This is a genomic window from Pseudomonas sp. S2_F03 (assembly GCF_054668335.1).
The window spans coordinates 2591561-2611694 of record NZ_CP162759.1; the positions used below are offsets into that span (position 1 = coordinate 2591561).

Below are 20134 nucleotides of genomic sequence, written 5' to 3' on the forward strand. Positions count from 1 at the left end.
TCGATGCTGACTGTCACACCGCTATCGCGAGCAGGCTCGCTCCACAGGGTAAGGTTGCGTTTATTCGCCGGTAGCAACGCCCCGCGCAGGATCGTTGATCCACTCGCTCCACGATCCGGCATACAACGTCCCCAACGGATAACCCGCCAGGCACAGCGCAAACAGGTTGTGGCACGCCGTTACGCCTGAACCGCAGTACGCCACCAGATCGTTCGGCGAGCGATCGGCAAGTTTTGCGGCAAAACGCTGCTTGAGCTGATCCGCCGGCAGGAATCGCCCATCGGCGCCAAGGTTGTCGGTAAAGGCTGCACATTGCGCACCCGGAATATGCCCGGCAATCGGATCGATAGGCTCAACTTCGCCTTTGAAACGCGGCAAGCCACGGGCATCCAGCAAGGTCAGCGCAGGCTGGCCGAGACGTTGCAGAAGTTGTTGCGCATTCAGGGTCAACGCGTTGTCCGGCACACCGGTGAAGGTGCCCCGCTTGCTCTCGCACGCATCCAGGCTCAGCGGCAACCCCGCCGCGTGCCAGGCCTTGAGCCCGCCATCCAGAATGAACACGCCATCACGCTTGCCCAGCCATGCCAGCAACCACCAGGCCCGTGCCGCGTAGGCACCCGGACCGTCATCATACAAAACCACTTCACTGTCAGCGTTGATGCCCCAGGCTTGCAGGCGTTCGATCAAGTCTTCAGGTTTGGGCAAGGGATGACGCCCGGTGACCCCCTTGACCACAACACCACTCAAATCACGTTCCAGATCGGCAAAGCTCGACCCGGCGATGTGCCCTTCGGCATAGCTACGCTGGCCATAGTCCGGGTCTTCGAGGGCAAAACGACAATCCAGAATCACCAGCCCCGACTGCTCCTTTTTCAGGTCCAGTGCTTGCGGGCTGATCAGTTGCGCAATGGGCATAACGGGCTCCAGTGATTAAGTCGAATTGAGTCCTACTACACTTCTTCCAGTGCCTGGGCCAACGGCACATAAAACTCTTCGCAGAGTGCATTGACCGCGTCGCGGGATTGATCCGTGACAAACCCGGCCTCAAGCACCAGCACCTGATACACACCCCGTTTGATGGCCTGCTCGCTCAGGTGGTTGGAATTCTCCCGCGTGGTGCACAGAAACCGCACCCAGGACGTCAGGATGATCCACGCATTGAGCGTCAGGGACTCAATCTGAACCTTGTCCATTTGCAGGATGCCGGCCTCGACGAAGGCCGCGTAGATGTGCGTGCCATGAATCAGGCAGCGCTGGGAAAACCGTCGGTACCGGGCCGCCAGTTCGGGATCGCTGTCGAGCAAGTGCTCGAGGTCGCGATGCAAAAACCGGTAGCGCCACATGGCCGCCAGCAGCTCCTGAAGGTAGAAGCGCTTGTCCTCGACCGTAGACGCGCGACCCTGAGGGGGGCGCAGGAAGCTGTCCACCAGGCTTTCGTACTCACTGAACAACACGGCGATGATCGCCTGCTTGTTGGGGAAGTGGTAGTACAGGTTGCCCGGTGAAATTTCCATGTGGGCGGCAATGTGGTTGGTGCTGATGCTGCGCTCACCCTGCTGATTGAACAGCTCCAGGCTGTTCTGCACGATGCGCTCGCTGGTTTTGATCCGAGGGGCCATGGCTTGAGCTTTAATTCAGAGTGCGATGACGGGCATCTTACGACCTATCCGCAAGCGGATGAAACAACCCCGCGCAAGATGTCATTTGACTTTATAGAGCATAGACTCTAAAAAGTGCCTCACTACAATAAAAAGTGCCTCACTACAATAAATCCGGAGCCGATCATGACTGCTGACATCGCCTACCTCCAGAGCTTGAATCAGCCTCTGGAAGAAATGCAGGCACTGTTCGACGCGCAACGCGCAGCTTACGCCGCCAACCCGATGCCGCCGGCCGCCCAGCGCCAGCAATGGCTGAAGGCCCTGCGCGATCTGTTGAGCAGCGAACGTCAGGCCTTGATCGAGGCCATCAGCCAGGATTTCAGCCACCGCAGCGCTGACGAAACCCTGCTCGCTGAACTGATGCCCAGCCTTCACGGCATCCATTACGCCAGCCAGCACCTCAAGGGCTGGATGAAGGCCTCGCGACGTAAAGTGGGCATCGCTTTCCAGCCGGCGGCGGCCAAAGTGGTGTACCAACCGCTGGGCGTGGTGGGTGTGATCGTGCCCTGGAACTACCCGTTGTACCTGGCCATCGGTCCATTGGTAGGCGCGCTGTCGGCCGGTAACCGAGTGATGCTCAAACTCAGCGAATCAACCCCCGCCACCGGCGCACTGCTCAAGGAACTGTTCGCCCGGATCTTCCCTCAGGACCTGGTCTGCGTGGTGCTGGGCGAAGCCGATGTCGGCGTCGCATTCTCCCGCCTGCGTTTCGATCACCTGCTGTTCACCGGTGCCACCAGCATCGGCAAACACGTGATGCGTGCGGCGGCCGAGAACCTCACCCCGGTCACCCTCGAACTCGGCGGCAAGTCCCCGGCCATCGTGTCCCACGACGTGCCCCTCAAAGACGCCGCCGAACGCATCGCCTTCGGCAAAACCCTGAACGCCGGGCAAACCTGCGTGGCCCCGGACTACGTACTGGTGCCGGAAGACCGCGTGGGCGGGTTTGTCGAAGCCTATCGCCAGGTGGTTCGCGGTTTTTATCCGACACTGGCTGACAACCCGGACTACACCGCCATCATCAACGAGCGGCAACTGGCGCGCCTCAACGGCTACGTCAGCGATGCCACCAGCAAAGGTGCGCTGCTGATCCCGCTGTTCGATCAAGGTCAGGGCCGTCGCATGAGCCACAGCCTGCTGCTCAATGTCACCGACGACATGACGGTGATGCAGGACGAAATCTTCGGCCCGCTGCTGCCGATCGTGCCGTACAAGCATCTGGACGAGGCGTTTGCCTACATCAACCAACGCCCTCGCCCACTGGCGCTGTACTACTTCGGCTACGACAAGCGTGAACAAAACCGTGTGCTCCACGAAACCCATTCCGGCGGGGTTTGCCTCAATGACACCCTGCTCCATGTCGCCCAAGACGACATGCCGTTTGGCGGTATCGGCGCTTCGGGCATGGGCCATTACCACGGCCACGAAGGCTTCCTGACCTTCAGTAAGGCCAAAGGTGTACTGATCAAGCAGCGATTCAACGCGGCAAAACTGATCTACCCGCCGTACGGAAAGTCCATTCAAAAACTGATCCAGAAACTGTTCATCCGCTAACGATCGCCACCACCGGGTAAAAACAATAATGAGCCCAAGCCTGACCGATACACCCGCGCTGTCACGGCGCGGCCTGCTGAAATTCAGCCTCGGCGCCACCGCCTTTCTCGCCACCGCCGGACTGGGTGCGAGCCTCAGCGGCTGCTCGTCGAGTGTTGCGGCGAACGGCTTCGTGACCCTGCGCAGCGGCGACCTGCTGTTTTTGCGCGCACTGATCCCGGTGATGCTCGAGGGCAGCGTCGCCGCCGGGAAAATGCCGGCATCGGTTGAAGAGACCTTGCACTGCCTGGATAACGCCTTGAATCACCTGTCGCCGGAAATGCTCAAGCTGACCCAGCAATTGTTCGATGTGCTGGGAATGACGGTGACGCGCGGCCCGCTGACCGGCATCTGGGGCAGTTGGGAAAACGCCAGCAGCGAAGAGATCCGGCATTTTCTCGATCGTTGGGAAAACAGTTCATTGAGCTTGTTGCGCATGGGGCATAGCTCATTGCTGCAACTGGTGATGATGGCGTGGTACAGCCGGGCGGAGTCGTGGGTGCATTGCGGATATCCCGGGCCGCCTGCCGTTTGAGACCGAGGCGCCCCCATCGTCGGAATGCCGCCCAGACCAAGCCCGGCTCCCACAGGGGTTTGAGTCGTTCATAAAAGGGTGGCCCACCTCAAATCCTGTGGGAGCCGGGCTTGGTCTGGGCGGCATTCCGACGATGGCGCCAGTCGCCTCACCACCAAAAACAAAATAAAAAGAGAACTTGAAGATGCCTGTACCCGATCCGTTCCGAGAAGGCCTGTCCCGTGGCTGGAAAACCTACAATGGCTCGCAACTGACCCAAGACCTGACCCTCGAAGCGGATGTGGCGATCATCGGCAGCGGTGCCGGCGGTGGTACCACGGCTGAAATCCTCAGTGCGGCCGGCTACAAAGTGCTGCTGATCGAAGAGGGCCCGCTCAAGACCAGCAGCGACTTCAAGATGCTCGAAGACCAGGCCTACACCAGCCTCTATCAGGAAGGCATCGGGCGCATGAGCAAGGATGGCGCGATCACCATCCTCCAGGGCCGGGCCGTGGGCGGCACCACGCTGATCAACTGGACGTCGAGCTTTCGCACGCCGACCCCGACGCTCGAACACTGGGCCAAGGAGCACGATGTCAAAGGCCACTCCCCCGCCGAAATGGCGCCGTGGTTCGAGAAAATGGAACAACGCCTCGGTGTCGCACCGTGGAGGGTGCCGCCCAACGCCAACAACGATGTGATCCGCAAAGGCTGTGAAAAACTCGGTTACAGCTGGCACGTCATTCCGCGCAACGTGCGTGGCTGCTGGAACCTGGGCTATTGCGGCATGGGCTGCCCGACCAACGCCAAGCAATCGATGCTGGTCACGACCATTCCCGCCACGCTGGAAAAAGGTGGTGAGCTGTTGTACCTGGCCCGCGCGCAACAGCTATCGATCAAGGACGGCAAAGTCACCGGCTTGCAGTGCGTTGCGATGGATGACCGTTGCGTTGCGCCGACCGGACGCACGATCACGGTCAAGGCGCGGCATTACGTATTGGCCGGCGGCGGCATCAACAGCCCGGCGCTGCTCCTGCGTTCCGACGCGCCCGATCCCCATAAACACCTGGGCAAACGGACGTTTTTGCATTTGGTGAACATGTCCGCCGCCTTGTTCGACGAGGTGGTCAACCCGTTCTACGGCGCGCCCCAGTCGATCTATTCCGACCATTTCCAATGGCAGGACGGCACCACCGGCAAGATGTCCTACAAACTTGAAGTCCCGCCGCTGCACCCGGCGCTGGCGACGACCCTGCTTGGTGGTTTCGGCACGGAAAACGCCCAGCACATGGAGCACCTGCCCCATACCCATGCGATGTTGGCGCTGTTGCGCGACGGTTTTCATCCAGAGAGCACCGGCGGTAGCGTCGAGCTGCGCGGCGACAATACGCCGGTGCTCGACTATCAGGTCTCGCCCTATGCCTGGGAGGGCCTGCGCCGAGCCTTTCACAGCATGGCCGAGATCCAGTTTGCCGGCGGCGCCAGTGCGGTCATGCCCATGCACGCCGACGCTCGCTACGTGAAAACCCTGGCTGAAGCACGCACGCTGATCGATGGCTTGAGTCTTGAGCTGTATCGCACACGCCTGGGCAGTGCCCATGTGATGGGCGGTTGCGCGATGGGCGAAGATCCGAAAAACGCCGTGACCGACAGCCTTGGCCGTCATCATCAGCTGAGCAATCTGTCGATCCATGATGGCTCACTGTTTCCCACCAGCATTGGTGCGAACCCGCAATTGTCGGTCTATGGGCTGACAGCGCAATTGGCCACTTCGCTGGCCGAACGTTTGAAAAACCCATAAGAATGGAGAATATTCGTATCGTCTATAGTGCTTTCTTACCCAACAGGCGACTTGGCCGACCGGGAAGGCTGCGATACCATCCGACTCCCCAACGGACTCCCGCCAGGACGACGCGATGAACCGAGTGTTGTACCCAGGTACCTTCGACCCTATTACCAAGGGCCATGGCGACTTGGTCGAACGCGCCGCGCGCCTGTTCGATCATGTCATCATTGCCGTCGCCGCCAGCCCGAAGAAAAACCCGTTGTTTCCTCTGGAGCAACGTGTGGAGCTGGCCCGCGAGGTCACAAAACATCTTCCGAACGTTGAAGTCGTCGGTTTCTCGACGCTGCTCGCGCACTTCGCCAAAGAGAAGAACGCCAACGTGTTCCTGCGTGGCTTGCGCGCGGTGTCGGACTTTGAATACGAATTCCAGCTGGCCAACATGAACCGTCAACTGGCGCCGGATGTAGAAAGCCTGTTTCTTACACCGTCCGAGCGTTATTCGTTCATTTCCTCGACGCTGGTCCGTGAAATCGCAGCGCTTGGCGGCGATATCACCAAGTTCGTCCACCCTGCGGTGGCGGATGCCCTCACCGAGCGCTTCAAGAAGTAACGACCGCTGAATCGGCGCCTGCGTGCACTGCGGGCGCCAATGCGGCACAATTGTGCGCATTGGTTTATTGCGCCCGGGCCTGTCGCCCTGGCTGGAGTTAGCATGTCCCTGATCATCACCGACGATTGCATCAACTGCGACGTCTGCGAACCCGAGTGCCCGAACGCCGCTATTTCCCAAGGCGAAGAGATCTACGTGATCGACCCGAACCTGTGCACACAGTGCGTCGGCCACTACGACGAACCTCAGTGCCAGCAAGTGTGCCCGGTGGATTGCATTCCGCTGGACGAAGCGCATCCGGAGACTGAAGACGAGTTGATGGAGAAGTACCGGAAGATTACTGGCAAGGCTTGAGATTTTTTCTGCCTGCCATGCCGCCATCGCGAGCAAGCTCGGCTCCTACAGATTCACGCGATCAACTAATGAAATGGCTACCCCCGCTGCCCCCTGTGATCGCCCACTGAGCTTTCACAGGGGGCTCATCGGAGATCATTGCCATGAACAACGTAGCTATTGCCGCCATCGACCTCGGAAAACACTCCTTTCATCTGCATGCCCAAGATGATCGCGGCCACGAGGTTCACCGCAAAAAGTTTACGCGGGCAGCGCTCACCCAATATCTGGCGAAACTGGAGCCCTGCACCGTCGTGATGGAAGCCTGTGGCGGTGCCCACTTCATGGCACAGGAGGTCGCCAAGCTGGGGCATACGCCCAAGCTTATTGCGCCACATCTGGTACGCCCTTACGTGAAAAGCAACAAGAACGACTTCGCTGATGCCGAAGCGATCTGCGAGGCGGCGTCTCGCCCCACAATGCGCTTCGTGCCCCCCAAAACCCAGGCTCAGCAGGCGCTGGCGATGCTCAACTCCACCCGCGATGCCTTCATCAAAGACCGTACCGCCACTGTCAATCGCATTCACGCCGCCCTGCTGGAGGTGGGTATCAGCCTGGCTCCCGGCTTCAAATCCATCAAAGAACTTCCAGCGTTGCTTGAGATGAGTTCATTTTCCGGCTCCATCAAAAAAATTCTGATGGGGCTGCATGAGCACTTCAACTATCTGGATGGGAAGGTCAAAGCGCTGGACAAGGAGGTGGAATGCCGGGCCGCTGAAGATGATCTGGCGGCTCGTTTGATGACCATGCCATGCGTCGGCCCGATCACCTCCAGCGCCCTGGCTGCCGAGTTGGGCGATGGCAAACAGTTCAAATGCGGCCGAGGTTATGCGGCGTCGATCGGGCTGGTACCCAAACAGCACGGCACGGGCGACAAGATCGTGTTGCTGGGCATCAGCAAGCGCGGCGATCGAAATCAGAGGCGCCTGCTCATCCAGTGCGCCCGGGTTTACTTGATACAGCTGGAACGACAGAAAGGTGCCCTGGCGGACTGGGTCCGCCAACTATTAGCCACTCGCCACCACTCCAATCTCGTGGTCTGCGCGCTGGCCAACAAGCTGGCAAGAATCGCCTGGGCGATAGCCGCACACCACACTGAATTCGATGCGGGGCCAGCCGCGATGAACGCCTGACCCCGCTGTCACCCGAGCACCACCCACCTGGTTTTGCGATGCTGGATAACTGATGACGTGAACGGCCAACCGGCCTGACGACAACCCTGAGCTCCTACACGGCTGTAAGGCCGTTCAACTAATTAGGGTCGTTGGGCATCGATTCTCATCGAGGCGCGGGGTGACAGCCCCACTCAGACGCCGGATAGATGAAAGCAAGCCAAACACGACATCAAAAACAGTATTGCAGAAAAGGGGGTAACCATAGATGTAGGAGCCGAGCTTGCTCCGGGCGGCGTTCCGACGATGAGGCCATCAGCCACACGGAAAAACCCACAGCCTTCATTCCTGCTGCTCAAACCCCTCCCCGATACACCCCAGGCATCGCACGAATGCGGCTTTCGCCGGATCAACGACCAACGCCTGTCCCGCATCGCCCACCCCGCCACCCAGCGCGGTAAACGGCAAAGACACCACAAACACGCCCGCACCGATCACCGTCGCGACGACCAACAAAGGTCGGGCAATCAGCAAATCACCGATCATGGCGTACGCCGGAGGATTGTGGATGGTGTAGAGCGGATCGCCACTGCCACTGCTGGCCGCCAGCGCGGAGGTACTCACGCTCAACAGCAAAACAACGGCAAGGGTTCGAAAAAGACTCATGGCACGGTCCTTATGCGAGGCAGTGAGAACACTGACTATAGACCGTGGGGTTTTTCAGCTCTGACAGCGTGGGCAAAAGACGCTGGCGCGCTGGCCGAGCTTCACATCCCGCAGTTCTGTACCGCAGACCTTGCAGGGCTCATGGCCTCGACCGTACACAAACAGTTCCTGCTGGAAGTAACCCGGCTGACCGTCACCCCCGATGAAGTCGCGCAGGGTGGTGCCGCCACGCTCGATGGCCGCGGCGAGGATGCGTTTGATCTCGATCGCCAGTTTCAAATATCGCGCCCGGGAGATGCTTTTGGCTTCGCGGCGCGGATCGATGCCGGCGGCGAACAGCGCTTCAGTCGCGTAGATATTGCCGACACCCACCACCACTGCGTTATCCATGATGAACGGCTTGACCGCCATGGATCGCCCGCGCGACTGCTGGAACAGGCGTTCGCCGTCGAACAGGTCGGTCAACGGCTCCGGCCCCAGGCGAATCAACAATTCGTGGTTAAGCGGGTCGAGGCTCCAGAGCATTGCGCCAAACCGGCGCGGGTCGGTGTAACGTAGCGCCAGCCCGGACTCCAGCTCGATATCCACATGCTCGTGCTTGGCCGCCGGCAGTCCGGCTTCCACCAAGCGTAAATTCCCCGACATGCCCAAATGGCTGATCAGTGTGCCGACTTCGGCATTGATCAGCAGGTACTTGGCACGCCGTTCCACCAGCACGATGCGCTGCCCGGACAAGCGCACATCGAGGTCTTCGGGAATCGGCCAGCGCAAACGCCGGTCACGCACGATCACCCGGCAGACCCGCTGGCCTTCCAGGTACGGCGCAATCCCGCGGCGGGTGGTTTCGACTTCTGGCAGTTCAGGCATGGCGCACTCGAATCAGGGTATCCAACACTCAGCGGTGAGTGCCAAGGTCGCGAATCGTTTGCTTGAGCGTCTCGAAGTCGTAGTCCGAGAGGCCGACATAGTCGAGCACCAGATGCCCGATGCTGTTCCATTCGTGGTCTTCGGTCTGGTTGCCCAACACCCGGTAGGACGCACAAATGTGCTCGGCCATCTTCAGGATCGCCAGCAGGTTCTTGAGCTGGGCATTGCGCGACGACTCATCGCTGAAGATCGCCAACGCGTTGTGGTGATTGGCGATAGCGGCGGTCACATGGTCCGGCAGACGCCAGGACTTGGCAGTGTAGTAGCCGACCACGGCGTGGTTGGTGTTGAACACCCGGTTCTCGGTGTCCACCACTCGGCACTCGGGGCCGGCATTGGCGTAAGCCTGTTCGAGCACGGTCATGTACTCAGGGAAACGCTGAAGCATCAACGGCACGCCACAATCGTGGAACAACCCCAGGGCATACGCTTCATCGCCGGCCTGCGCACCAATGCGCTTGGCCAGCGTCAGGCAGGTCATCGCCACGTCTTGAGCCGTGTCCCAGAAACGGTTCAAGGTAACGATGGTGTCGTCATTCATCTCACCCTTGATCGACTGCGCGTTGATCAGGTTGATGATTGAACGACTGCCCAGCAGGTTCACCGCACGCTGGATCGAGGTGATCTTGTTGCTCAAGCCGTAATACGGCGAGTTGACGATTTTCAACAAGGAGCCAGAGAGGCCCGGGTCCTGGGAGATCAGCTTCGCGATCACTTCCAGGTCCGGGTCGGGCATGTACTGCTCCATCTGCAAATCCACCATGATTTGCGGCTGGGCGGGCACGCTGATGCCTTGCAGGGACTGTTGAATCTGTTCGGTAGTCAGCTCTTGGGACATAAGTACACACTCTGGGCCAGGCGCAGATTCTAGCTTCTAAAAGTTGGATCCGACACCTTGGACGGTCCATCTGTTGAAGTTTCATCTTCAGCCGCGACCTTCACCGCATGTCCATCCGCCAAACCGTGGCCTTGCGCAACACGCTATACTCCCGCTCTTTTTCCGGAGCGACGTCATGTCCCTGCCTAGCCTGCGCCTCAAAGCCAACGCCGACCGTCGCCTGCGCAACGGCCACTTGTGGGTCTACAGCAACGAAATCGATGTAGCCGCCACGCCTTTGCACGGTTTCAAGGCCGGCGATCAGGCGATCCTCGAAGCAGCCGGCGGCAAGCCGCTGGGCATCGTGGCCATGAGCCCGAACAACCTGATCTGCGCCCGCCTGCTGTCGCGTGACATCAAGTTGCCGCTGGACAAGTCGTTGCTCGTTCACCGTATCAACGTCGCCCTGTCGCTGCGCGATCGTCTGTTTGACAAGCCGTTCTATCGCCTCGTCTACGGTGATTCCGACCTGCTGCCGGGTCTGGTGGTCGACCGTTTTGGCGACATCCTCGTGGTGCAGATCGCCTCGGCGACCATGGAAGCTCATAAAGAAGACGTGATCGCCGCGTTGACCCAAGTGCTCAAGCCAAGCGGCATTCTGTTCAAGAACGACTCCGCTGCCCGTGATGCCGAAGGCCTCAACCGCTACGTCGAAACCGTGTTCGGTCTGGTGCCGGAGTGGGTGGCGCTGGAAGAAAACGGCGTGAAATTCGAAGCGCCGGTCATGCAAGGCCAGAAAACCGGCTGGTTCTACGACCACCGCATGAACCGCGCTCGCCTGGCCCCGTATGCCAAAGGCAAACGCGTGCTGGACCTCTACAGCTACATCGGCGGATGGGGCGTGCAAGCGGCCGCGTTCGGCGCCAGTGAAGTGTTCTGCGTCGATGCGTCAGCCTTCGCCCTCGACGGCGTCGAGCGCAACGCCGCGCTGAACGGTTTCGCCGACAAAATGACCTGCATTGAAGGCGACGTGTTCGAAGCCCTGAAAGAGTTGAAAGCCAGCGAAGAGCGTTTCGACGTGATCGTGGCCGACCCTCCGGCATTCATCAAGCGCAAGAAAGACATGAAAAATGGCGAAGGCGCCTATCGTCGCCTGAACGAGCAAGCCATGCGCCTGCTCAGCAAGGACGGCATCCTGGTGAGCGCTTCGTGCTCGATGCACCTGCCCGAAGACGACCTGCAAAACATCCTGCTGACCAGCGCCCGCCACCTGGACCGCAACATCCAGCTGCTGGAGCGTGGCGCTCAGGGTCCGGACCACCCGGTTCACCCGGCCATCGCCGAAACCCGCTACATCAAAAGCATCACCTGCCGCCTGCTGCCAAACAGCTGATAAGGCCGGTTTGACGGGGAACCACTCGGTTCCCCGTTCTATTATTCGATATTCAAACTTACAACTTCCTACACTTGCAATCCGTGCGACTTGCAGGACGTTTCTCCGCATTTTTTATTTCAGAGAATACGCCTTACAAAATCCCGCCTTACCCGCGACTGATCTGACAAAACTACTAGAACCTTCCTACTCAATCTCCCCTTGATAAGGACTCATTAACAACTATGATTAAGTTGTCACACAGAAGTGACACTCACTATCAATGACAAGGAATTCAAAACATGAAAGCAATTACTCTGGAAGCTAACAGCATCGCCAATCTGTCTTTTCTGGTTGCCCCAAAAAACCGCTAAGTAAATGAAGCGCTGGGGAGTGCCGGCTACCCAGCGTTCTTTATGAAAAACTCCAGAGCAAAACGCCTATCATGCAGATAAACCCTCATCTCTTCATACTCCCGCGCACGCCCGGACAAATAGTTTGGGACTACAAAAACCACAAACAATACGAACTGGATCTTGAGCATTCAACCCGACTTGCAGAACTTATCAGCAACCCGGGCAAATTCAATAGCAGCAACAGAATAGACACACAACTTCTTGACGCAGGAATACTTACACTTTCAACACCCGCCATTATTGAATGGGGCTGGGATGAACTGTCGAAAATATTCCATATCGGCACCAAGAACATTCCCTGCAAACATACTCCACAAAATATTCATGAATGGTCCAGAGAGTATCTGGACCATTGCAGCGAAGTGTTGGCCACACCGGCTCCCGACAACAGGCTTGTCGAACGTCTGGCAGGCGAACTGATTGAGCTGCCGAAACCTTCATGCCTGCCGGAAGGCTCTCTGGCAAACACCCTGATCGATCGGAAAACCTGCCGTACCTTCACCGGGGATGCCCTCTCACTTGAGGTGGTCAGCACGCTGCTATACCTGTCCCTGGGCTACCTGCGAGAACGTGAAGATGCCATCGACGAAAACTGTGTCGAAGGGCTGGGCGCCCGACGTACCAGTCCATCCGGGGGTGGGCTCAACGCCTGCGAAGGTTTCCTGCTGGTACAGAATGTCATTGGCCTGAATCCCGGGCTCTATGCCTACCTTCCAAGCGGACATGCGCTGAGATTCGTCAATCCACTGCCCGGCCGACCGTTGGGGCAATTGCTGTGCGGGCAACACTTCATTAATAACCTGCCAGTGGGTCTGTTCATCACCAGTCGGTTCGACAAGTTGTGGTGGAAATATGAACACTCGCGCGCGTATCGAATGGCCTACGTTGAAGCCGGGCACATTTCCCAGACCTTCCAGCTGGTGGCCACCTCGCTGGGCCTGAACACCTGGTTGACCGGAGCGCTGACGGACGATCAGGTTGAAACGCTGCTGGGACTCAATGACAACCCCGAACAGCCCTTGTTTTTTGTCGGTTGTGGCAAGAGCGACGGGGAGGCGCTGTGCAAGGAATTGAAAGCGCTGCTGAGCCGTCAGGACTCGCCATCATGACCGACTCGCGCCATGAACAGGCAACACTTCCCACCGGCTGGGCTGATCGCTTCACCCTCGGCGACTGGGATAACCGCGCCGCAGTGCGAACCAGTAAGCACACCTATTTATTGCCGCCGGAGATTGAGCAGCAACTGCAAACCCGGCATTGGTTCCCGCCAGCCTTCCTGCCTTATTTGAATCACCCGTCCGTCAAAGCCGCAGGGCGGGCGATCACTCATCGATTATCGGCCAATCATCTGGTGTACTTCCTCGACTACACCACCCTGCTCGAACACCGCATCGTCAATCGATCTGTCGAAACCATCGTCCATGACGACCTCGGTGTGTGCATTCCCCGGCGGATGAAAAACGCCGCACTGCAGCTCTACACCGACGAGGGGTATCACGCCCTCGTTTCCAATAGCCTCGCCGAACAGATTGCCGCGTTCTACGGCATGTTCGACCGGCCCGTCATGCCGCAGCGAATCATCCGCCTGCAGGCCCTGCTCGAGCGCACACCGGACAGGCACAAATCACTGGCCTGGTTCCTCGCCGGCTTCGTCTCCGAGACGATCATCGCCAAGGATCTGCTCGACATCTGTCGCGACGCCTTGGTGGATGGCGTTCAGGAAATGCTCAGGGATCACCTTGCCGACGAGGCACGACACAGTCGCTATTTCTGCGAAGTTTTCCATTATCTGTGGCTGCACTTGAACAGCGCGCAACGGATGTTCTGCGCGAGTCTGCTGCCGGAGCTCATTCGGGTTTTCTTTGAAGTCGATGAGCGTTGGCTGAAGTCGAGCCTTCGCTTTGTCGGTCTCAGCGAGACAGCCTGCCTGGAAATCATCGAAGGGCTGTCCGACGCGCAAGCCACCCTGCAACGCGCCCGCTCGGGGGCCAGCGCCACCCTGGGCGCCTTGGAAAAAGCCGGTTTCTTCGATCGGCCTTGCAACCGGAAACTCTTCACCCGCGCCGGGCTTCTTGATGAATAAAGGAAACGATGCGGCCAGCGTCAAGAAACGTCGGGCCACCGTCACGCTGTTGATGACCATGACGCTGCTGGGTGTCTTCCCCCTCGACGTCGTGCTCCCGTCCTTCCCCCATCTGGCTGATTACTTTCAGACCTCACCGTCCGGGATTTCCCTGTCTGTCAGCGTGTTTGCCATCAGTCTGGCACTGTCTGTGATGCTGGTCGGGCCAATATCGGATGTGTGGGGACGCAAGACGCTGCTGCTGGGAGGCATGGCTGTCGCGGCTATTGGAGCGGTTGGCTGCGTGTTCGCCAGCGACTACCGCTGGTTCCTGGGATTTCGCATGGTTCAGGCAATGGGTTGCGGGGCATTTTCATTGTCGCAGGCACTGATTCAGGATCTGTTCGTCGGTCGTGAACGGGAGCGCATCAGGATCTGGATGGTGACAGGGGGCGGAGTGTTCATTTCAGTTTCGCCCCTGTTGGGGACCTGGCTGCAATCGTGCCTTGGCTGGCAAGGCAGTTTCTATGTATTCATTGCTCTGTCGAGTGTTGCCGGGTACGGCGCCTATTGGCTACTCAAGGACACTCCACCAGTGCGCAAGCCATCCCACACAGGGTTTTTCAATGCTTATTGGCGCTTGTGCTCGGATGGACGTTTCATGGGGTACTGGTTGATTTCGGCGCTCGCCTTCGCCTGCCATTTTTCGTTCATGGTTTCTTCGCCCATCATTTTCATGGAACGCCTGGCGCTCTCACCGTATGAGTTCGCCTGTGCGTTGCTGCTGTATGGCGTCGCGTACGTATTGGGCGGGGTATTAGCCAGCGTGCTGCATCGATACCTGCAAGCCAACACCCAGATCATTATCGGCCTGGGCCTGATCGCCGTGTCTGGCGCAATCATGCTGTGGCTGACTCGCCACTTCAGTCTTTCAGCGGCGACGGTGTTGATTTCGATGCTGGTTTGCACCGTCGGCACCACCATCGCCAGGCCAATCGCCAATTCCAAAGCGATGAGTCTTCACCCGGAGAATGCCGGGGCCTCCACTTCGGTCGGGGCCATGCTGATGTTCATGTTCGGCGGCGTCATCAGCTCGGTGATCAACCTGACGCCCGAAAACCTGACCACGGCTCTGGCCCTTGGTTTCCTGGCACTGAGCGTTACAGGACTTGGGGTGAACGCAGTCATCAACTACAAGACGCAACAGGCACTCAATACCGGGTGATACGTGCCAGTCGTCATCTCGCCCGCTCCGTCAGCACGGGATCAACGCTTGCCGGCATTCCCTCCTGACGCCAGCCGTGTAGAATCGCGACATTCATCGCCAGTCATCCCCCGGCGGGTTTATGAGCTCAAGCTGAAGCGCGCGGCGATCCCGCAAAGTTATCGGCAACTTCCGGACACACGGCCATTTCTGAGTGTTCCAGACGTCAATAGAAGCTCACTTCCCTTTTGATACCTGATTAGCCGCCCGGAGTGCTTCATGCCTGATTACCGCTCGAAAACATCCACCCATGGCCGCAACATGGCCGGTGCCCGCGCATTGTGGCGCGCCACGGGGATGAAAGATGACGACTTCAAAAAGCCGATCATCGCCATTGCCAACTCCTTCACCCAGTTCGTACCTGGTCATGTCCACCTCAAGGACCTGGGTCAACTGGTCGCCCGCGAAATCGAACGCGCTGGCGGTGTCGCCAAAGAATTCAACACCATCGCTGTCGATGACGGCATCGCCATGGGTCATGACGGCATGCTGTATTCGCTGCCGAGCCGCGAGATCATCGCCGACTCCGTCGAGTACATGGTCAACGCCCACTGCGCCGACGCCATCGTCTGCATTTCCAACTGCGACAAGATCACCCCTGGCATGTTGATGGCCTCTCTGCGCCTGAATATCCCGGTGATCTTCGTTTCCGGCGGCCCGATGGAAGCCGGCAAGACCAAACTGGCCAGCCACGGTCTCGACCTCGTCGATGCCATGGTGATCGCCGCCGACTCCAGCGCTTCTGACGAGAAAGTCGCTGAGTACGAGCGCAGCGCCTGCCCGACGTGCGGTTCGTGCTCCGGCATGTTCACCGCCAACTCGATGAACTGCCTGGTCGAAGCCCTGGGTCTGGCATTGCCGGGCAACGGTTCGACCCTGGCCACCCACAGCGACCGCGAGCAGTTGTTCCTGCAAGCCGGTCGCACCATCGTCGAGTTGTGCAAGCGTTACTACGGCGAGAACGACGAATCGGTCTTGCCGCGCAACATTGCCAACTTCAAGGCGTTCGAAAACGCCATGACGCTGGACATCGCCATGGGCGGCTCCACCAACACCATCCTGCACTTGCTGGCTGCGGCCCAGGAAGCCGAGATCGATTTCGACCTGCGCGACATCGACCGTCTGTCCCGTCACGTTCCGCAACTGTGCAAGGTCGCGCCGAACATCCAGAAGTACCACATGGAAGACGTGCACCGTGCCGGCGGGATCTTCAGCATCCTTGGCTCGCTGGCCCGTGGCGGTTTGCTGCACACCGACCTGCCGACCGTGCACAGCAAGACCCTGGCTGAAGGTATTGCCAAGTGGGACATCACCCAGACCAACGATGAAGCGGTGCATCACTTCTTCAAGGCCGGCCCGGCAGGTATTCCGACGCAAACCGCGTTCAGCCAGTCGACCCGCTGGGAAACCCTGGATGACGACCGTGAAAACGGCTGTATCCGTAGCGTTGAACACGCTTACTCGAAAGAAGGCGGCCTGGCCGTCCTGTACGGCAACATCGCGCTCGATGGCTGTGTGGTGAAAACCGCAGGCGTCGACGAATCGATCCACGTCTTCGAAGGCAACGCGAAGATCTTCGAAAGCCAGGACAGCGCCGTGCGCGGCATCCTCGCTGACGAAGTGAAGGCCGGCGACATCGTGATCATTCGTTACGAAGGCCCGAAAGGCGGCCCAGGCATGCAGGAAATGCTTTACCCGACGTCCTACCTGAAATCCAAAGGTCTGGGCAAAGCCTGCGCCCTGCTCACCGACGGTCGCTTCTCTGGCGGCACTTCGGGCCTGTCCATCGGCCACGCTTCGCCAGAAGCCGCTGCTGGCGGCGCGATTGGTCTGGTGCAGGACGGCGACAAGGTGCTGATCGACATTCCGAACCGTTCGATCAACCTGTTGGTCAGCGACGAAGAACTGGCCGGGCGCCGTGCCGAGCAGGATCAGAAAGGCTGGAAGCCTGTGGAAAAACGTCCACGCAAGGTCACCACCGCCCTGAAAGCCTACGCCCTGCTGGCGACCAGTGCCGACAAGGGTGCCGTGCGTAACAAGGCAATGCTCGACGGTCTGTAAACGTCAGTCGTAGAAATAAAAATGCCCCGCCAAGTGCGGGGCATTTTTTTGTCTGACCGATTTAATGGTTGAACATAACGGCCCCATCGTCGGTGTTATTGAATTTCCTCAGGCTTGACGATCACCCAGTTCTTGTCCGCCGTAACTTCCAGTCCTTCCTTGGCCTGGGCCGCAGCGTTTGTGGCCATCATGCCGTTAATCTGGGTCATGTATTTGTCTTTGCGGTTGACCCACAAGTGGATGCCGCCCTTTTTCACGTCGACGCTATGGAACAGCATGTAACCGTCACTGCTCGGGGTGTCGCCGCCGACCAGCACCGGCTTTTTCCACTGATCGATGTAGGTCAGGATCGCGGCTTGCTTGCCGGCCATCCAGGTTGCCGGGGTCCACAGGTATGGGGTCAGTTCAAGACCAAGGTTAGCCTTCTCGTCGTATTTGCCCGCGGTGATCTGTTTGCGCGCAGTGGTCAACTCGCCGGACTTGGGGTCCTTGAGCAGCAGGCTCACGCCGATCACGTTCTGCGGTTTGACGTTGTAGCCGTACTTCGGATCGGAAGCGACCATGCGCACCAGTTCTTCAGAGGCGGCGGTCATTACGTAGACCTCGATGCCGTTCTCCATCAGCTTGTTGTACAGCTCTTTCTGACCAGTGAAGATTTTCGGCGGGTTGACGTCGAGATTCTTGACCACGTCGCCTTCGTAATAAGTCGCCGGCACCGGTTTGCCGGACGCCATCATCTCGTCGACATAGCCTTTGAGTTCTTTGAGGGTAAAGCCGGAGAACACTTGGGCGACCCATGGATAGCAGACCATGTCGTCGACTTCGCAGAGGCGATAGTAGTAACTGAACAGGCTTTCCTTGTGATCGGCAGTGTCTTTGAAGGGCATCAGTTTCAGGGAGGGGTCGAGTTTCTCGCGGGTGATCAGGCCCTTGTTCTCCATGTACGGCAGCAACGACTCTTCCAGATCGTAGCGGTAACTGGTGTTGTCCATGTCGAACACCGCGTAGTTACCTTTGTTGGCGTTGGCGGCAATCATTGCGTCCAGCGCCTTGGCCTGATCGGCAGGCCAGTGTTTCAAATCGGTCGCGAAAACCTGGCCGGCAAGGCCCAGGCAAATTGCTGCAGCCAGTATTTTTGGTATGAATTTCATCGACGACTCTCCCTGAATGTGAAAGACATCGACGCTAACAAATAAGTGTGACAGTCCTCGTCTGTCAGCGACCGCTACCGTACCCATCGCGCCAACTGCATCCCTGACAGCGACACCGGCTTATTCCAAAAACGACAGTTAACCTCTGTTTTCGGTATTAATTCATTAGATATCAAACTGTTAGGATTCCCGGTTCGCAGCTGCCCGGGAAGGCAGCCAGCACAAGTCTTATTGGAGTCCTTATGAATCTGCCGCTGATTCTCAATCTGCTGGTGTTCCTCGCCCTGCTCTTCGGGCTGGCACAAACCCGTCACACCACTTGGAGCCTGGCAAAAAAAGTCTTGCTCGCGCTGGTGCTGGGCGTGGTGTTCGGTGTGTCGTTGCACACCGTTTACGGTGCCGGCAATCCGGTACTGAAAGCCTCGATCGGCTGGATCGATCTGGTCGGCAACGGTTATGTGCAGCTGCTGCAAATGATCGTGATCCCGCTGGTGTTCGCCTCGATCCTCAGCGCCGTGGCCCGTCTGCACAACGCATCATCGCTGGGCAAGATCAGCTTCCTGACCATCGGCACGCTGCTGTTCACCACCGCGATTGCGGCGCTGATCGGCATCGGTTTGACCAACCTGTTTGGCCTGACCGCCGAAGGCCTGATCGCCGGCACGCAAGAAATGGCGCGCCTGCAAACCATCCAGACCGATTACGCCGGCAAGGTCGCCGACCTGAACGTACCGCAGCTGTTGCTCTCGTTCATTCCGCAAAACCCGTTTGCAGACTTGGCCCGGGCCAAACCGACCTCGATCATCAGCGTGGTGATTTTTGCGGCGTTCCTTGGCGTCGCAGCCCTGCAATTGCTCAAGGATGACGTCGAAAAAGGTCAGAAAGTGATCAACGCCATCGACACCCTGCAAGCCTGGGTGATGCGCCTGGTGCGGTTGGTGATGAAGCTGACCCCGTACGGTGTATTGGCGCTGATGACCAAAGTGGTCGCCGGTTCCAACCTGCAAGACATCATCAAGCTCGGCAGTTTTGTAGTGGTGTCCTACATCGGCCTGGGCCTGATGTTTGTGGTCCATGGCCTTCTGGTGTCGGCAGCCGGGATCAACCCGCTGCGTTTCTTCCGCAAGGTCTGGCCGGTGCTGACGTTTGCTTTCACCAGCCGTTCCAGCGCCGCGACGATTCCATTGAGCATCGAAGCGCAGACCAGCCGCCTGGGAATCCCGCAGTCCATCGCCAGCTTCGCCGCTTCGTTCGGCGCGACCATTGGCCAGAATGGCTGTGCCGGTCTGTACCCGGCGATGTTGGCGGTGATGGTGGCGCCGACCGTGGGTATCAACCCGCTGGACCCGCTGTGGATCGCGACGCTGGTGGCGATTGTGACGCTGAGTTCGGCCGGTGTGGCGGGTGTCGGTGGTGGCGCGACGTTTGCCGCGTTGATCGTGTTGCCGGCGATGGGTTTGCCGGTGTCACTGGTGGCGTTGCTGATTTCGGTCGAGCCGCTGATCGATATGGGGCGCACGGCGTTGAACGTCAGTGGGTCGATGACGGCGGGCGCGATCACCAGCCAGATCATGCAGCAGACGGATAAAGAGCTGCTGGATGCGGATGAGCATGGGTCGTTGGCTCACGCTTAAATCTTCATCGACAGGACCGGCCCCATCGCGGGCAAGCCCGGCTCCTACACAGGGATCAGTGGTGTTCACACGGTGTGTGCTCCACCTCAAAACCC

18 protein-coding genes are annotated in these 20134 nt (G+C 58.8%); 12 read left to right on the forward strand and 6 right to left on the reverse strand.

The features are described 5' to 3' along the window. Nucleotides 1-60 precede the first annotated feature (60 nt). On the reverse strand, nt 61-915 hold the full coding sequence (locus AB4N76_RS12265) for a sulfurtransferase (RefSeq protein WP_460164490.1): 855 nt from the start codon (nt 913-915) through the stop codon (nt 61-63). Between the two features lie 35 nt (nt 916-950). Further along, nucleotides 951-1619 (reverse strand): TetR/AcrR family transcriptional regulator, encoded by a 669-nt coding sequence (locus AB4N76_RS12270; protein WP_046029693.1) that lies wholly within the window; start codon nt 1617-1619, stop codon nt 951-953. Nucleotides 1620-1784: 165 nt separating this feature from the next. On the opposite strand from AB4N76_RS12270, the gene AB4N76_RS12275 reads away from it, so the two are divergent. The 6 genes from AB4N76_RS12275 to AB4N76_RS12300 all read left to right on the forward strand — a co-directional run bounded on the left by AB4N76_RS12275 (nt 1785) and on the right by AB4N76_RS12300 (nt 7690). Beyond that, nucleotides 1785-3215, forward strand: a complete 1431-nt coding sequence (locus tag AB4N76_RS12275) for a coniferyl aldehyde dehydrogenase (RefSeq protein WP_109785640.1) — start codon at nt 1785-1787, stop codon at nt 3213-3215. Between the two features lie 28 nt (nt 3216-3243). Next, nucleotides 3244-3789, forward strand: coding sequence for a twin-arginine translocation pathway signal protein (locus tag AB4N76_RS12280; protein ID WP_460164491.1), 546 nt, complete (start codon nt 3244-3246; stop codon nt 3787-3789). A gap of 184 nt (nt 3790-3973) precedes the next feature. Continuing rightward, entirely contained in the window at nt 3974-5569 is a 1596-nt protein-coding gene (locus tag AB4N76_RS12285) for a GMC family oxidoreductase (protein ID WP_460164492.1), read from the forward strand. Nucleotides 5570-5684: 115 nt separating this feature from the next. Then, entirely contained in the window at nt 5685-6164 is a 480-nt protein-coding gene (gene coaD, locus AB4N76_RS12290) for a pantetheine-phosphate adenylyltransferase (protein ID WP_007945531.1), read from the forward strand. Nucleotides 6165-6266: 102 nt separating this feature from the next. Beyond that, a complete protein-coding gene (locus AB4N76_RS12295) occupies nt 6267-6518 on the forward strand; it encodes a YfhL family 4Fe-4S dicluster ferredoxin (protein ID WP_007945532.1) in 252 nt (83 codons plus the stop codon). Between the two features lie 143 nt (nt 6519-6661). Continuing rightward, nucleotides 6662-7690: an IS110 family RNA-guided transposase gene (locus AB4N76_RS12300; protein ID WP_460164493.1), complete on the forward strand. Its 1029-nt coding sequence runs from the start codon at nt 6662-6664 to the stop codon at nt 7688-7690. Between the two features lie 321 nt (nt 7691-8011). On the opposite strand, the gene AB4N76_RS12305 is transcribed toward AB4N76_RS12300, so the two are convergent. From AB4N76_RS12305 to AB4N76_RS12315, 3 genes are read right to left on the reverse strand one after another with little or no spacing between them, the layout of a single operon-like run. Continuing rightward, nucleotides 8012-8335: a multidrug transporter gene (locus AB4N76_RS12305; protein WP_460164494.1), complete on the reverse strand. Its 324-nt coding sequence runs from the start codon at nt 8333-8335 to the stop codon at nt 8012-8014. A 54-nt stretch (nt 8336-8389) separates the two neighbouring features. After that, nucleotides 8390-9202, reverse strand: coding sequence for a bifunctional DNA-formamidopyrimidine glycosylase/DNA-(apurinic or apyrimidinic site) lyase (mutM, locus tag AB4N76_RS12310; RefSeq protein WP_046032338.1), 813 nt, complete (start codon nt 9200-9202; stop codon nt 8390-8392). A 28-nt stretch (nt 9203-9230) separates the two neighbouring features. Then, nucleotides 9231-10046, reverse strand: a complete 816-nt coding sequence (locus AB4N76_RS12315) for an HDOD domain-containing protein (protein WP_177412231.1) — start codon at nt 10044-10046, stop codon at nt 9231-9233. Nucleotides 10047-10275: 229 nt separating this feature from the next. Between AB4N76_RS12315 and AB4N76_RS12320 the strand changes: the two genes are divergently transcribed. From AB4N76_RS12320 to ilvD, 5 genes are all read left to right on the forward strand, one after another. After that, nucleotides 10276-11472, forward strand: coding sequence for a class I SAM-dependent rRNA methyltransferase (locus tag AB4N76_RS12320; RefSeq protein WP_007945535.1), 1197 nt, complete (start codon nt 10276-10278; stop codon nt 11470-11472). A 424-nt stretch (nt 11473-11896) separates the two neighbouring features. Further along, the gene (locus AB4N76_RS12325) at nt 11897-12976 is read left to right on the forward strand and encodes a SagB family peptide dehydrogenase (RefSeq protein WP_460164495.1); all 1080 of its coding nucleotides are present in this window, start codon (nt 11897-11899) and stop codon (nt 12974-12976) included. Then, entirely contained in the window at nt 12973-13950 is a 978-nt protein-coding gene (locus tag AB4N76_RS12330; RefSeq protein WP_460164496.1) for a diiron oxygenase, read from the forward strand. Before AB4N76_RS12325 ends, AB4N76_RS12330 begins: the two co-directional genes overlap by 4 nt. Next, entirely contained in the window at nt 13943-15154 is a 1212-nt protein-coding gene (locus AB4N76_RS12335) for an MFS transporter (protein ID WP_460164497.1), read from the forward strand. The genes AB4N76_RS12330 and AB4N76_RS12335 overlap by 8 nt, the downstream gene beginning before the upstream one ends. A 258-nt stretch (nt 15155-15412) precedes the next feature. After that, nucleotides 15413-17254, forward strand: a complete 1842-nt coding sequence (gene ilvD / locus AB4N76_RS12340; protein WP_046032333.1) for a dihydroxy-acid dehydratase — start codon at nt 15413-15415, stop codon at nt 17252-17254. A gap of 95 nt (nt 17255-17349) precedes the next feature. Here ilvD and AB4N76_RS12345 read toward each other — a convergent pair whose 3' ends face one another. Continuing rightward, complete coding sequence (locus tag AB4N76_RS12345) at nt 17350-18405, reverse strand: HAD family hydrolase (RefSeq protein WP_046032332.1); 1056 nt, start codon at nt 18403-18405, stop codon at nt 17350-17352. A 242-nt stretch (nt 18406-18647) separates the two neighbouring features. Between AB4N76_RS12345 and AB4N76_RS12350 the strand changes: the two genes are divergently transcribed. Continuing rightward, nucleotides 18648-20039: an L-cystine transporter gene (locus AB4N76_RS12350; protein WP_046032331.1), complete on the forward strand. Its 1392-nt coding sequence runs from the start codon at nt 18648-18650 to the stop codon at nt 20037-20039. Nucleotides 20040-20134: the final 95 nt, after the last annotated feature.

Coding starts and splice junctions, on each gene's coding strand:
- AB4N76_RS12350 (WP_046032331.1), top strand. CDS start 18,648: ATGAATCTGCCGCTGATTCTCAATCTGCTGGTGTTCCTCGCCCTGCTC.
- ilvD (WP_046032333.1), top strand. CDS start 15,413: ATGCCTGATTACCGCTCGAAAACATCCACCCATGGCCGCAACATGGCC.
- AB4N76_RS12265 (WP_460164490.1), bottom strand. CDS start 915: ATGCCCATTGCGCAACTGATCAGCCCGCAAGCACTGGACCTGAAAAAG.
- mutM (WP_046032338.1), bottom strand. CDS start 9,202: ATGCCTGAACTGCCAGAAGTCGAAACCACCCGCCGCGGGATTGCGCCG.
- AB4N76_RS12345 (WP_046032332.1), bottom strand. CDS start 18,405: ATGAAATTCATACCAAAAATACTGGCTGCAGCAATTTGCCTGGGCCTT.
- AB4N76_RS12275 (WP_109785640.1), top strand. CDS start 1,785: ATGACTGCTGACATCGCCTACCTCCAGAGCTTGAATCAGCCTCTGGAA.
- AB4N76_RS12320 (WP_007945535.1), top strand. CDS start 10,276: ATGTCCCTGCCTAGCCTGCGCCTCAAAGCCAACGCCGACCGTCGCCTG.
- AB4N76_RS12305 (WP_460164494.1), bottom strand. CDS start 8,335: ATGAGTCTTTTTCGAACCCTTGCCGTTGTTTTGCTGTTGAGCGTGAGT.
- AB4N76_RS12295 (WP_007945532.1), top strand. CDS start 6,267: ATGTCCCTGATCATCACCGACGATTGCATCAACTGCGACGTCTGCGAA.
- AB4N76_RS12330 (WP_460164496.1), top strand. CDS start 12,973: ATGACCGACTCGCGCCATGAACAGGCAACACTTCCCACCGGCTGGGCT.
- AB4N76_RS12280 (WP_460164491.1), top strand. CDS start 3,244: ATGAGCCCAAGCCTGACCGATACACCCGCGCTGTCACGGCGCGGCCTG.
- AB4N76_RS12285 (WP_460164492.1), top strand. CDS start 3,974: ATGCCTGTACCCGATCCGTTCCGAGAAGGCCTGTCCCGTGGCTGGAAA.
- coaD (WP_007945531.1), top strand. CDS start 5,685: ATGAACCGAGTGTTGTACCCAGGTACCTTCGACCCTATTACCAAGGGC.
- AB4N76_RS12325 (WP_460164495.1), top strand. CDS start 11,897: ATGCAGATAAACCCTCATCTCTTCATACTCCCGCGCACGCCCGGACAA.
- AB4N76_RS12335 (WP_460164497.1), top strand. CDS start 13,943: ATGAATAAAGGAAACGATGCGGCCAGCGTCAAGAAACGTCGGGCCACC.
- AB4N76_RS12270 (WP_046029693.1), bottom strand. CDS start 1,619: ATGGCCCCTCGGATCAAAACCAGCGAGCGCATCGTGCAGAACAGCCTG.
- AB4N76_RS12300 (WP_460164493.1), top strand. CDS start 6,662: ATGAACAACGTAGCTATTGCCGCCATCGACCTCGGAAAACACTCCTTT.